Source organism: Daejeonella sp. AP26 (genome assembly GCF_056680515.1).
Genome location: NZ_CM155286.1, coordinates 1,047,688 through 1,060,585, shown reverse-complemented (window position 1 = coordinate 1,060,585; position 12,898 = coordinate 1,047,688). Strand labels below are relative to the sequence as shown.

Sequence of the window (12,898 nt, the reverse complement as noted above, 5' to 3'; positions counted from 1 at the left end):
TACTAACTACTAAATACCAGCAACTATGATGAAAACTGAATTTTCCAGAAGAACGCTATTACGCACCGGAGCCTTAATCTTAGGAGCAAGTCTTGTAGATTTAGAGCCACTTCAAGCCTTCGCGCCCACCTTTGTAATAACGCCCCCTTTGTCACCGGCGGAAATAGCAGCCATTGAAGCAGCTCTGGGTAAAAAAGGTACTTATAAAGAAGCAGAGGCAACTCACAACACTTCACTTCCCCGTAATGATTTAAAAGTAACGGTCAAGGGTGAATCCGTACCCATTCCTTTTGGTTTTGGCGGCTGGGTGGCTATTAAAAAGACAATGGATGGTAAATCGGCGGTATTAATGAGTGACTGTGTTCTGCTAGAGGAGGAAGTTAATCCGCTAATTTCCGCTGCACATGCAAATGGTTTGGAGATCAGCGCCATTCATAATCATTTTTTCTATGAAAACCCAAGGATATTCTATATGCATATTCATGGCTTGGGATCCCCTGAAGAACTGGCTAAAAAATACATAAACACAATAAAAGACAGTAAGTTGTCTCCTCAAAATCAACCAGCTGCGTCTGCTCAATCCGAAAAAACCGGCAAAGAGAACTTTGAGCTTGACCAGTTAAACGCCATTGTCAAACAGGAAGCGGCTGTAAACGGACCAACCGTCAAATATACCGTTGGAAGAAATGATCTCTCAGTTATGGCTATGGGAGCCGAAATGACGGCTTCAATAGGTCTTAATTCATGGGCATCTTTTGCGGGTACAATGGAAAGAGCACATATAGCGGGAGATATTGCGATGCTTGAACCGGAAGTCAATTCAGTGATCAAATCATTACGTGCAAATAATATTGAGGTAGTCGCATTGCATAACCATATGTTTGGCGACGAGCCCAGGATCATTTTTCTACATTATTTAGGTACAGGCTCTGCTTTGAAATTAGCACAAGGATTCAAAGATGCCTTAGACCAGCTAGGAAAATCCGGCGCCATGAAGATGAAACACTAACATTTTTAAACTTACTAATACCTGCTACCTAATACATCATACCTAACAGCTACAACCTAAACTTATATAACTCCGCAACCGTTAAATGATATTCCTTTTCCAATTCCAGTAACCGGTCTGTTAAAGAATAATAGGATATTAGTTCATTTGCATAATCTATACTGGTAATCTGTCCTAGCCTTAAAGCCTTACTCAGCATAGGTAAGGTATTCAGATTACCTAAAATACTTTGCAGCTCTGCTAAAGACTCCTTTACGGCGATATGCCGGTCATAGATTTGCCTGTTGCTCAAACGGTGCTCAATGCGATGCTCCTCCATCCGCAAAGAACTGTAATCCACTGCCTGACTTTGCGCCTTCACCTTATTCCTGTTTTCCCAAAGAGGAACGCTGATCCCCAGGTGAAATCCTCGATATTTCTGCCCCAAAATGCTTTGAGAATGATATCCTGTTTCAAACTTAGGTAACGTTAGAGATCTCACCACCCCTAACTGTTGCTTATTCACATCTATGTTTTTTTCAAACGTCCGAAGGATCGGGTCATTCGCTTTTATTAAGCTGTCCAGTTCCTCGAAGTCGGGAACAGGAATCATCGGCGGATATATAGTATCAGTTAGCCGGATGTCATTGCCCCCGTTTAAACCGATCAGCTGATCTGTAAGCTGTGCTATTTTCCCCTTCTGCAAAACGACGTCACTTTGAGCGGTCGCCAGTTGAACCTTGATCTTATTGTAGTTGAGGATAGTCGCATCCTGTAAATCAAATCGCTTTTTGGTGTCGATGAACAGTCTTTGACTGACGGCAAGTCTTTTCTCTAATTCATCCTGCCTTTTGTTTTCGTACACCAATTCAATGAGCAATTTTTTAGCTTCGAGCAAAACTTCCTGCTCGGCGTTTTTCTGCAGATAGCTATTTTGTTCAATTTTTGCCTTCGACAGTTTAGCTCGGTTTCCGTAAACGGAAGGAAAATCAAACTGCTGGGTGATGGTAAAATCCTTTTGTGTTCCGGCTCCCGCCGGAGAACCAAATAAATGATCATATTCCACCACTGGATTTTGAGGAGTGTTTCCTGATTTAGCCAGTGTGTTTTGAGATAGCTGGTATTGTTGCCCGGCCTGAATGGTTTTATTATTTTTCCTTACACTCTCCAGGGCCTCCTCTATCGATTGTGCGAACCCCGCTAATCCGATAGAAAGCAGCAGTGTTATTAATATCAATATCTTCATCGTTGTATCATTTGGTTTTTATCGGAATAACGCTTGCATGAAGCTATATACTTATCGTTGTCTGACCGGTAAGCTCATGCAAGTTTCATTTTATCACTTTTCTGGATTTAACTAAATAATATACTGCCGGCACCACAAAGAGGTTAAGCAAAGTAGAACTCAGGAGTCCGCCAAGAATAACCTTGGCCATCGGACTTTGTATCTCGTTTCCGGCCAGGTCTCCGGCAATGGCAAGCGGAATAAGAGCAAGCCCGGCAGTTAATGCGGTCATCAGAATCGGACTCAGCCGATCAATAGAACCCCGGACCACAGTGTCGTATAAATTATACCCCTCCGCTTCCAGCGTTTGGTAATGAGAGACAAGCAAGATCCCGTTGCGGGTGGCAATACCGAACAAAGTAATGAAACCGATAATTGCAGGAATACTGAGAACGCCTGACGTGATCCAGATACTCATTACCCCGCCAATTAATGCCAGGGGAAGGTTGATCAGGATGATAGCTGCCAGCGAAACATTCTTAAACTCCTGGTATAACAGCAGGAATATGATCAGAAAAGACAAAACTGAAGATAGAAGAAGTGTTCTTGAGGCTTCTGCCTCGGCCTCAAACTGGCCGCCATACTCGATATGGTATCCTTCAGGTAATTTGATTTGACTGCCAATCTTTTGCATTATTTCATCCACAACACTACGCTGGTCTCTTCCGGAAACATTGGCAGACACTACTACCTTTCGCTCCACATTCTCTCTATTGATCGTATTAGGCCCCGAGGATGACACGATGTCTGCTACATACATCAGTGGAATCTTATTTCCGCTTCCATCATCAATCAGGCTGTTCCGAATATTGTCAATATTCCCCCGGTTCTCTTCATTCAACCTGACAATCAGATCAAAGCTGCGTCCGCCTTCATAAATGTCCCCGACTTTTTCACCAGCAAAGCCGGCATCGATAAACTCGGAAAACTCACCGATGGTAATGCCATACTTAGCAAGCATATCCCTCTTTGCCTTTATCTGTATCTGGGGGATCTCAACCTGCTGTTCAACACTTAAGTCTACAAGCCCGGGCGTGCTTTCAATGGCTGCTTTTATATCATTTGATATTTTGAATAACCTGCCCAGGTCACTGCCGAATACTTTTACGGCAATGTTTGCCCGCGTTCCCGAAAGCATATGGTCTATCCGGTGGCCGATTGGCTGCCCAATGGTGATGTTCGCTGAAGAAATACCGGCGAGTTTTTCCCGTACATCGGTCATAAACTCTTCACGGTCGCGTTCGTCCAGTGTGAACGGCGCATCAATCTCCGACACGTTCACGCCCTGTGCATGTTCGTCCAGTTCCGCTCTTCCCGTTCGACGGGTAGTGATGGTTATTTCCGGAACCGTCAACAACGCTTTTTCTATCTGCGCCCCAATCTTATTACTCTCGTCAAGAGATATGCCCGGTAAACTTACGGTCGACACAACCAAAGAACCTTCATTAAACTCAGGCAGAAAACTCCGCCCAAACCCCGACATAATGATCATAGCCAGTATAAACAGAACTGCAGCACCGCCGATTAACATTCGCTTAAACCTTAAGGAGTATTCCAACGATTTGAGATACCCGGCATTCAATCGGGTAACCAGCCAGCTTTCCTTACTGGCTTTTTTAAGATCAGTTTCATTGGTCAGTAGATAACTGCACAATACGGGTGTAAGTGTAATAGCCACAACCAGCGATGCAAAAAGGGCTACAATAAAAGCTACCCCTAAAGGTGCAAGTAAACGCCCTTCAAGTCCTGACAAGAAAAACAACGGAAGAAATGCAGCGATGATAATAAATGTTGCATTTATGACAGACGAACGGATTTCAACCGACGCCGAATAGATGACTTCCAGCACAGGCTGTTTTTCCTCTGCGGGTTTCAAGGCGTTTTGCTTCAATCGTCGGTAAACGTTTTCCACATCAATAATCGCATCATCAACCAGGTCGCCTATCGCAATGGCCATACCTCCCAGGCTCATGGTGTTGATGGTGAACCCCAGCCATTTTAACGTAAGTATACTGACGAGTAAAGAGATTGGAATAGCGATCAATGAGATGGCTGTCGCCCTCCAGTTCATCAGGAATATAAACAGGATTACAACAACAAAAATAGAACCCTCCAGCAGTGTTTTCTGAATGTTGCTTATAGACCCGTTGATGAAATCTGCCTGCCTGAAAATCTTGGTATTGATGTTAACATCCGTCGGCAAAGTCTTTTTAAGATCAACTATAGCCGCATCGATCTTGTCTGTCAACTCAAGCGTATTGGTGTTAGGCTGTTTCATCACGGTCATGATCACCGCAGGTTCGCCTTTTAGCGACCCGTCACCGATCTTTACAGCGGAACCGATCTTTACTTCAGCTACATCACTTATTTTTACAGGAAAGCCATCAACTGATTTGATGACCGTATTGCCCAACTCAGCCGTATTGTTTGTACGACCTATTCCTCTAACAATGTATTCGTTCCCGTATTCACTCAAAAAGCCACCGGAAGAATTGCCGTTTGCCCCTTCAGAAGCTCGCAAAAGCTCCCGCATGGAGATGTTATAAGCTCTCATCTTTTGAGGGGATGCCAGGATCTGGTATTGCTTAAACTCCCCTCCAATAACAACAACCTGAGATACACCGCCCGTAGCAAGCAAACGGGGCCGGATAGCCCAGTCTGCCAACGTTCTTAACTCCCGAAGGTCTGTCTTATCCGAGGTGATGCTAATCAGCATGATCTCACCCATAATGGATGAGTTGGGCGCCAGAACAGGAGCTGATGCATTTGCCGGAAGCCTTTCAGATGTGGCAGCAAGCTTTTCAGTAACAATCTGCCGCGCCCTGTATATTTCGGTTCCCCAGTCAAATTCCACCCATACGATCGAAATACCCGCGGAAGAAGAAGATCGTACTCTTCGTACGTTCGAACCTCCGTTAAGCGATGTTTCTATGGGAAAAGTGACTAGTTTTTCAACTTCCTCCGGCGCCATACCATGAGCTTCGGTAAGAACAACAACGGTTGGCGCGGTCAGGTCCGGAAATACATCCACTTCCATATTACTAGCAGTATATGCCCCGCCAAGAATTAACAATACAGAGAATATCATCACCAGTAACCGGTTGGTTAGTGATGCTTTAATTATTTTATTTAGCATTTAAATTTCTGCTTAATGTTCATGCCCATGAGCCGGAACTGCGCCAGACATAGAAGATATTTTAATTTGATTGGCTCCTTTGGTTACCACCCGCTCACCTTCAGCTAATCCGGAGGTAACTAAAATCTCCAGTCCATTCGAAGACCCCGTTTTGATTTCTCTCTTTTCAAAGCTTTCACCGGCTGTTTGCACATACACGTAGAGATTGCCCTGTTCCTCAACTAAACTGCTGACCGGAATTGAGATAGCATTTGCTATTGGAGAAGATTTTAAAAAAACTTCAACCAGCGCGCCGGAGAGGAGCTTACCGGAATTGTTAACTGTAAACGTGACCGGGATATAAGGGGAATTAACAGTAGACCGCCCTACGGAAACCAATTTTTGAGTAGTGAAAGTCTCTTCTCCGGTGGTTGAAGTAGTGAAGTTAGCATCCTTTATCTGATTCAATAGAGGATAATACTGCTGCGCCACCTCTGCTCTTAAGATCAGGTTTTTATTTTTACTCACGATAGCCAGTGGTTGGCCTGTTTCTACAAAAGCACCCTCAGTCACAAGAATAGTTTTTATGAAACCGCTCATTGGAGAAGTAATACTCTTCCCGTTGCTGCTATAGTTCCTTGTTAAACTATTTAATGCAGTTCGGGCATTATCATACCTCAACTTAGCTTCACTAAACTCTCCCCGTGTCATCAGTTGATCTTTAATTAAAAGATTCGCACGGTTAAAATCTTCCCTCGCCTTGGTTAGTTCAGCCCTGGCATTTCTGATCTCCACATCGATGTTATTTTCAGTAACACCAGCTCCGCTGACAGTAAACAGCGATTGTCCACTGCGCACCGGAACCCCTGCAGCGTATGCCTGGCCCGAGAACTTAACTACGCCCGGAGTATTAGCGATCAATGTAACCTCATCCCCCGGAGCGCCAAGAAGTTGCCCGGATGTTCTAATGGTCTCATGGAATGTTTTCCGCTCAACAGGGCTGTTGGCAAATTCTATTTTCCATGCCTGTTCTTTCAAATAAGAAATCTCACCCGCGCCGGTATCTTCTTTTTGGTTTGCCAGGGCCGTTTTATCATCAGCATAAACCGTAATATCATTGATGACAATCCGGTCGGTAAAATCTTTAGTAGTTATATCAAAAATCAGCTGGCCTTTTCCAGTCTGATTGGGTGTAAGAGCCAACCTGAAAATACCGGGCGAACTGGCTGCATCTACTGTATTTCGGATACCCTTGCCATTGACTATAAGGCTTACCGTGATGGTACCTTCAGTGAGCGGTTTGAAAGCCGCACCCAGCTTCGTAAAATGTGCTGCGAATTTGCTTTGCGTACCTGCAACCAGCGGTTTAAACTCAACAAAAAGCTCTGTTTTATCTGTATAAAGCGTGAAGTCCAGCGGAGCTAATTCCTGCGGAGGAGCTTCATTTTGAGCGGTTTTTGATTGGCAGCCAAATAAGCTGGCCGCCATCAAAAACGCTATAAGAACACGTGATTTCATTATAATATTGATTAATGAGAATGAGGTTTTGACTCATCATGACTGTCAGTTACTGTAGTATCTGTAACCGTACTATCTGCGGTAAACTCTTCTTGTTTTGCCGGAGCTACGGTATCTGTATGATCCGTATGGGTACTTCCGTCATCGTGTTTATGCTCACCTTCCTGAGATGAAGTATTTGAGCAGGCAATTAAAATATTACTTAATAGTATGGCAGAAAGAATGTACTTCTTCATTATGGAAAAAATCGAAAAATGAATAAATGAGTCCCGTTTCCGAAACTGGTGAATAAAAAAGAAAAACGGTTATTAGGAAATGATAAGAGAAGGAGGGCCTCTTAAATAAGAAGAAGATACAGACAAGTAATCCCAATTGAGGCTATAGTTCCTCTGTGGTCGAACATAAGATAAAGTAATAGGATCAGTCGGATCTAAAAAATAAACACCTGGAATATAATACAGCAGTTCAGGTGCATAATGAGTTTGCTCAGAATTATGTTTGATTATATATTTTGCGACGCTCTCCTGATGAGAAGGAAGTTCCAATGGATCACTTTTAGAAGAACCCGCGTCACGCTCATGTTCATGATGATGACCTCCATGATGCTGGTGTGTGCTTTTCAGTGAGACGTCAGAATGGCTATGTGGAACAGTATTGTGCATAAACAGGAATACACCTGCCAGGTAAAGCACAAATATTTTAAAATTCCGAATAATCATTTCGCCAAATATATGAATACATTTCATTATCACACAAATCGATTGCTTACCTGAAGCCAGACTAATGGTAAGTGATGTATCATGCTTATAAAGTAACTGTGCCAACCGGAAGGGATCAATCGAATTAAACTCACCATAAAAGCTAACGGATAAACAAATCATAATCTCCTATGGGTACCAGTCTGCCTCTATGTAAGTGGTCATCCTCCAGATCCATTGCCAGACATTTGGCAGAGTTTGGCTCCAAACAGATATAAATAAATGAGCTTGTCTATAGCCTTAAAAAAAACCTTTTCTACTTAAACACCTGATTTATCATCCTCACGGTGCAAATACTCCTTTTAAAGTAGTCAAATACTCCCAATAGCGTATTTACAGAGGATTTTTTATTGTCCAATTTTGATAAGGAAATTGAAAAACAAACCTATGTATATATATTATCCCTCGCTTTTAAAAGTCGTAAACCAGCCGGTTTTACGGCGAACGCAGGACTTCACTATAACTATATTACTATGGAAAATCATTTTACTGACAAGCTGTTTTTACAGCTTAAGGAGGAGTTACAAGCCATCAACAAGAATGAGACTGACTCATTTGAAGAAGTAACAGCAGCTATTAGCAAGATACGATCGGCGTTAAAAGCTTTACAGGAATTTAATGAGAAACATTCCTTTGATAGTATTCAAGAGGAGATTCATTTTTTTAAACACACAAGGCCAAAATTCTATTCCCTACTAATATATCATGTAGAGCTTTATCAAATTAATAATGCGAAACCAAAAGGTACCACTGAAACCATTCAGACATATTTTGAAGGAGAACTCAATTTCATAAACCGTTTTTTCCACCAAAATCAATTTCTTTATGAATACTATCGCCATGACATGGTTGAACTGGATCACCTGTATTTTACACCAATAAGTCAGGTTAAGTCTGGGCTTCCTCAGGAAATTCCGCCATTACTTTCTGAATTTCCGACAAACTGCGATTATCTATTTTCAAAATTCATTGCTTATGAACTGCTCAGCAAAAAGATCTTGAAGCGGCTAAGCAGTTTTAACAAGGTACAAACGATTTCGAGTGAAGAACCCCGTGATGATAAGCAAAAACTCACCTGGACCGGAGATAAAGTAAATATCGCTGAGCTTGCCTATGGACTCTACTATACAGGCCAGATCAATGGCGGGAGTTGCGATGTTGCCGATATTATCAAATGGCTGGAAGACAGTTTAAACCTGCAAATGGGTAGTGTGCATCGTAAGTTCATTGACATCCGCAGGCGCAAGACTATTAGCTATACAAAATTCCTTGATCAGATGCGGGAAGCCATCCATAAACGGGTGGAAGAAGATTTAGAATATAAACCGAACCGGGGAATCAAACTGCAAAAGCCGCCTTTCAGGCAAGATTAGCTGGAATTTAAAAAAATCTATAACACCTTCCTATCATGGTGTTAAAAGAAGATTTGCAGTACCCCAACCTTTGTTCTTGAAGTTTCTGCATCATGGAGATGCAGGAAAAATTTGAAGAAATTATGTTGCAACATTTCACCTGGCCGCAATTCCTCGTTGCCGCCCTGATCCTCACTCTTCTTTGGTACATCACCATTGTCATGCTCTATTACCGAAAGGACTTAAAGAGGCTTTTAACCGGGAAAGAATTTTATCTACAGAATGAACCATTGCCCCATGCCTGGCAAGATGAGGTTGATGAGATACCAACAGATGATCTGATGGGTAAACCCGCAAAACCTGAGGGACTGGAAACGGTAAATATGAACGGCTTTGGTTTTGGCCCAACAAGTAAGGATTCAAAATCAGCGCAACTTGGGTTAGTGCCGGATGTAATGGAAGAACTTAAAACGATTTTCAATATCCTGCAAAAAGAGGACGGTAACAAATCAGATTTTTTCTCACTGCTGGCTCTAACCAAAGCAAAACATCATAAAATTGGCATCGATCCGAATATTCAATACATCAATGATTTCGTACGGGAAAATGCCCCCTTCATGCTGACCAACGAAGAGCTTGAAGACATGTGGGATTAAGCCCTCATTCATCTTAAAATTCATTTTATAAAAAATAATCTCATGAAATACCAATCTGTCAAGTTTAAAAAGCCATTTACGATTAAGTCATGGCATTTCGCTATTACGCTTTTAATGGGCACCATCCTTTTCAATAATCTAACTGCCAGAGCTCAGGATGCCAATGCCGGAATACAGGAAGCCACAAATCAGGTGGTAAGCTATTTCGATACGGGCACCGATTTAATGTATGCCATCGGTGCAGTAGTTGGAATCATAGGAGCTATCAAAGTATTCAATAAATGGAACGCGGGTGAGCCGGATACCAACAAAGTAGCCGCCGCATGGTTCGGCAGCTGTGTTTTTTTAGTGGTAGTTGCCACGGTTTTAAAATCATTCTTTGGTATTTAACTGAGCATAGCGTTCTATTGAACACCATTGAAATCAAACAAAAAGTAAAAATCATGGCTAGCATCTATCAAATCAATAAGGGGGTAAACAAGCCCATCGAATTTAAAGGGCTAAAGGCGCAGTACATTGCTTACTTGGCTGGCGGACTTGTTTTCCTGCTCATTGGCTTTGCTGTACTCTATATATCAGGATTGAATCTGTTCATTATTCTTCCGCTGATATTAGGAACGGGTACAGCCTTATTTTTTACCGTGTTCAAATTAAGCCATAAATACGGCGAGCATGGGCTGATGAAATATCTCGCCAAACGCCGGTTGCCGGCATTCCTGAAATTCAGATCCAGGCGTCTGTTCACCCAACTTAAAAAAGCTTGAAATGATTGAAGCAGAAAAAATATGGCCCTTATATAAAGTCGAGCATAGTGCCATTGTTTCCATGCAGGGTGATATCACTATTGCATTCGAAGCGACCCTACCGGAGATATTTACCTTATCCGACAGGGACTATGAGGCATATCATCAGGCATTAATAAAATCGATTAAGTTATTGCCTTGTCACAGTATTTTTCATAAGCAGGACTGGTTTATCGAGAGCCGTTATGAGGCTGATTTTGAAAAATCGGATAACAGCTTTCTTTCGCGGTCAAGTGAGCGATTTTTTAACGAACGCCCTTGCCTGGATCACCGCAGTTATATCTTTTTAACCATGAAACCGCATGGCAGGAAAGTTTCCAGTTCAGTGTATTGCAATGTTTTACGCAAATCGATTGTCCCACGGCAAGCAATAAATTCCTTATTATTCCAGGATTTTTTAGACAACGCCGGGCAATTTGAACGGATCCTTGAAGATAGCGGTTTTGTGAATTTACGCAGGCTGAGTGATGATGAGCTTGCAGGAACAGCTAATAAGCCGGGCATCATTGAGCAGTATTGTTTCCTTCTAAAGCCAAATCAGCATGCACTTTTAACTGATGTTCATCTAAAAGATGGAATCAGGATCGGTGATAAACATGCACAGCTTTATACCCTCTCCGATGCAGATAACCTGCCCCCGCTTTGCGGCAGCCGCATCAACTATGACAAGTATAGTACAGATCGTACAAAATTCAGTATCGGCTTTGCCAGCCCTTTAGGTCAACTGTTAAACTGCAATCATATTTATAACCAGTACATTTTCGTTCAGGATGCACCCTTAATCCTTAAACGACTCGAATCAAAAAAGCTCAGGCTTCAGGCCCTTTCCGCCTACTCCAGGGAAAACGCCATCAGCAGGGATGCCACCAATGATTTTTTGAATGAAGCTATAGGGCAGCAGCGCTTACCCGTCAAAGCACATTTCAATATTCTGGCCTGGTCTGACAAGACGGAAACTATTAAAGACCTCAAAAACAAAGTATCGTCTGCAATGGCGCAAATGGATGCGGTGGCTAAACAGGAGTCAGACGGAGCGGCCCAGATCTGGTACGCAGGGATTCCAGGTAACCAGGCGGACTTTCCCATGAACGAAAGCTTGGATACATTTGTAGAACAGGCAACTTGTTTTTTAAACCTGGAAACCAATTACCGGGATAGCATCAGTCCCTTTGGCATCCGCCTGGGTGACAGGTTAAGCGGACGACCGGTTCATGTGGATATTTCTGATGAACCCATCCTGAAAGGTTATACCACCAATCGCAATAAGTTCATTTTGGGTCCCAGCGGATCAGGTAAAAGTTTTTTTACCAATCACATGGTACGAAGCTATTACGAGCAGGGAACCCATGTTGTATTAGTTGATGTTGGTCATTCATATAAAGGCCTGTGCGATCTGCTAAACGGATACTACTTTACCTATTCCGAAAACGATCCGATCAAATTCAACCCCTTTTTTCTGGCAGAAGGCGATGTGCTCGATACTGAAAAAAAAGAAAGTATTAAGACGCTGCTGCTTGCCCTTTGGAAGAAAGACGATGAAAATTTTCGACGCTCTGAATATGTCGCTTTATCTAATGCCTTAACCCTATACTACCAGCATTTAGAAAAATACCCCGACATATCACCTTGCTTCAATACTTTTTATGATTTTTTATCGGATGAATACCTGCAGGTGCTTGTAGACGGTAAAGTAAAGGAGAAAGACTTTGATATATCGAATTTCCTGTACGTGCTCAACCCCTACTATAGGGGCGGGGAATTCGACTACCTGCTCAACGCAACCCAAAACTTGGACCTGCTGAATAAACGCTTTATTGTTTTTGAACTGGATAATATCAAAGACCACCCTATCCTGTTCCCTGCTGTTACGCTAATCATTATGGAGGTGTTCATTTCCAAAATGCGCAAACTGAAAGGGATACGAAAAATGATCCTTATTGAAGAGTGCTGGAAAGCAATAGCCAAAGAAGGAATGGCCGAATACATTAAGTATTTGTTCAAAACGGTCCGGAAATTTTTTGGTGAAGCGGTCGTAGTTACGCAGGAAGTCGAGGACATCATTAGCTCCCCCATCGTCAAACAAGCCATTATCAATAACAGTGATTGCAAAATCTTACTGGACCAGAGCAAATACCAGAACAAGTTCGACAGTATTCAGGAACTCCTGGGTTTGACCGAAAAAGAAAAAGCACAGATCCTTTCCATGAATAAGGCGAACGACCCCAAAAGGAAATACAAAGAAGTATTTATCAGTCTGGGCGGACAATACAGTAAAGTGTACCGTACGGAAGTTTCCCTGGAAGAATATCTGGCTTACACGACAGAAGAAAGCGAGAAGATGAAAGTTAAGGAATACGCCCAAAAATATGGTAACGTTCAAAAAGGTATTGCAGCCCTGGCTGAAGACATCAAAAATCAATAGT

The 12,898-nt window shown here is 42.5% G+C and carries 11 protein-coding genes; 6 read left to right on the top strand and 5 right to left on the bottom strand.

Annotation, left to right across the window (positions count from 1 at the left end):
- Nucleotides 1-25 precede the first annotated feature (25 nt).
- Nucleotides 26-1,009: a DUF1259 domain-containing protein gene (locus AC1MCB_RS04615; protein ID WP_479967575.1), complete on the top strand. Its 984-nt coding sequence runs from the start codon at nt 26-28 to the stop codon at nt 1,007-1,009.
- A gap of 49 nt (nt 1,010-1,058) precedes the next feature.
- Here the strand turns inward: AC1MCB_RS04615 and AC1MCB_RS04610 are convergent, their stop codons facing one another.
- From AC1MCB_RS04610 to AC1MCB_RS04590, 5 genes are all read right to left on the bottom strand, one after another.
- The gene (locus tag AC1MCB_RS04610; RefSeq protein ID WP_479967574.1) at nt 1,059-2,234 is read right to left on the bottom strand and encodes a TolC family protein; all 1,176 of its coding nucleotides are present in this window, start codon (nt 2,232-2,234) and stop codon (nt 1,059-1,061) included.
- A gap of 85 nt (nt 2,235-2,319) precedes the next feature.
- Nucleotides 2,320-5,409 carry an efflux RND transporter permease subunit gene (locus AC1MCB_RS04605; RefSeq protein WP_479967573.1) on the bottom strand — a complete coding sequence of 1,030 codons (3,090 nt, stop codon included), beginning with the start codon at nt 5,407-5,409 and terminating at the stop codon, nt 2,320-2,322.
- A gap of 12 nt (nt 5,410-5,421) precedes the next feature.
- The gene (locus AC1MCB_RS04600) at nt 5,422-6,906 is read right to left on the bottom strand and encodes an efflux RND transporter periplasmic adaptor subunit (RefSeq protein ID WP_479967572.1); all 1,485 of its coding nucleotides are present in this window, start codon (nt 6,904-6,906) and stop codon (nt 5,422-5,424) included.
- An 11-nt stretch (nt 6,907-6,917) separates the two neighbouring features.
- The gene (locus tag AC1MCB_RS04595) at nt 6,918-7,142 is read right to left on the bottom strand and encodes a hypothetical protein (protein WP_479967571.1); all 225 of its coding nucleotides are present in this window, start codon (nt 7,140-7,142) and stop codon (nt 6,918-6,920) included.
- A 72-nt stretch (nt 7,143-7,214) separates the two neighbouring features.
- Nucleotides 7,215-7,625, bottom strand: a complete 411-nt coding sequence (locus tag AC1MCB_RS04590) for a hypothetical protein (protein WP_479967570.1) — start codon at nt 7,623-7,625, stop codon at nt 7,215-7,217.
- 512 nt (nt 7,626-8,137) lie between these two features.
- On the opposite strand from AC1MCB_RS04590, the gene AC1MCB_RS04585 reads away from it, so the two are divergent.
- The 5 genes from AC1MCB_RS04585 (at nt 8,138) to AC1MCB_RS04565 (ending at nt 12,897) form a co-directional block, all read left to right on the top strand.
- Nucleotides 8,138-9,037 carry an RteC domain-containing protein gene (locus AC1MCB_RS04585; RefSeq protein WP_479967569.1) on the top strand — a complete coding sequence of 300 codons (900 nt, stop codon included), beginning with the start codon at nt 8,138-8,140 and terminating at the stop codon, nt 9,035-9,037.
- Nucleotides 9,038-9,129: 92 nt separating this feature from the next.
- Nucleotides 9,130-9,672 carry a hypothetical protein gene (locus AC1MCB_RS04580; RefSeq protein ID WP_479967568.1) on the top strand — a complete coding sequence of 181 codons (543 nt, stop codon included), beginning with the start codon at nt 9,130-9,132 and terminating at the stop codon, nt 9,670-9,672.
- Nucleotides 9,673-9,786: 114 nt separating this feature from the next.
- On the top strand, nt 9,787-10,062 hold the full coding sequence (locus AC1MCB_RS04575) for a DUF4134 domain-containing protein (RefSeq protein WP_479968786.1): 276 nt from the start codon (nt 9,787-9,789) through the stop codon (nt 10,060-10,062).
- Nucleotides 10,063-10,115: 53 nt separating this feature from the next.
- Nucleotides 10,116-10,436: a DUF4133 domain-containing protein gene (locus AC1MCB_RS04570; RefSeq protein WP_479967567.1), complete on the top strand. Its 321-nt coding sequence runs from the start codon at nt 10,116-10,118 to the stop codon at nt 10,434-10,436.
- A 1-nt stretch (nt 10,437) separates the two neighbouring features.
- Nucleotides 10,438-12,897 (top strand): TraG family conjugative transposon ATPase, encoded by a 2,460-nt coding sequence (locus tag AC1MCB_RS04565; protein ID WP_479967566.1) that lies wholly within the window; start codon nt 10,438-10,440, stop codon nt 12,895-12,897.
- Nucleotide 12,898 lies beyond the last annotated feature (1 nt).

Excerpts from the sequence above, each read along its gene's own strand:
- AC1MCB_RS04615 (WP_479967575.1), top strand. The coding sequence starts at position 26 with ATGATGAAAACTGAATTTTCCAGAAGAACGCTATTACGCACCGGAGCC.
- AC1MCB_RS04610 (WP_479967574.1), bottom strand. The coding sequence starts at position 2,234 with ATGAAGATATTGATATTAATAACACTGCTGCTTTCTATCGGATTAGCG.
- AC1MCB_RS04605 (WP_479967573.1), bottom strand. The coding sequence starts at position 5,409 with ATGCTAAATAAAATAATTAAAGCATCACTAACCAACCGGTTACTGGTG.
- AC1MCB_RS04600 (WP_479967572.1), bottom strand. The coding sequence starts at position 6,906 with ATGAAATCACGTGTTCTTATAGCGTTTTTGATGGCGGCCAGCTTATTT.
- AC1MCB_RS04595 (WP_479967571.1), bottom strand. The coding sequence starts at position 7,142 with ATGAAGAAGTACATTCTTTCTGCCATACTATTAAGTAATATTTTAATT.
- AC1MCB_RS04590 (WP_479967570.1), bottom strand. The coding sequence starts at position 7,625 with ATGATTATTCGGAATTTTAAAATATTTGTGCTTTACCTGGCAGGTGTA.
- AC1MCB_RS04585 (WP_479967569.1), top strand. The coding sequence starts at position 8,138 with ATGGAAAATCATTTTACTGACAAGCTGTTTTTACAGCTTAAGGAGGAG.
- AC1MCB_RS04580 (WP_479967568.1), top strand. The coding sequence starts at position 9,130 with ATGGAGATGCAGGAAAAATTTGAAGAAATTATGTTGCAACATTTCACC.
- AC1MCB_RS04575 (WP_479968786.1), top strand. The coding sequence starts at position 9,787 with ATGGGCACCATCCTTTTCAATAATCTAACTGCCAGAGCTCAGGATGCC.
- AC1MCB_RS04570 (WP_479967567.1), top strand. The coding sequence starts at position 10,116 with ATGGCTAGCATCTATCAAATCAATAAGGGGGTAAACAAGCCCATCGAA.
- AC1MCB_RS04565 (WP_479967566.1), top strand. The coding sequence starts at position 10,438 with ATGATTGAAGCAGAAAAAATATGGCCCTTATATAAAGTCGAGCATAGT.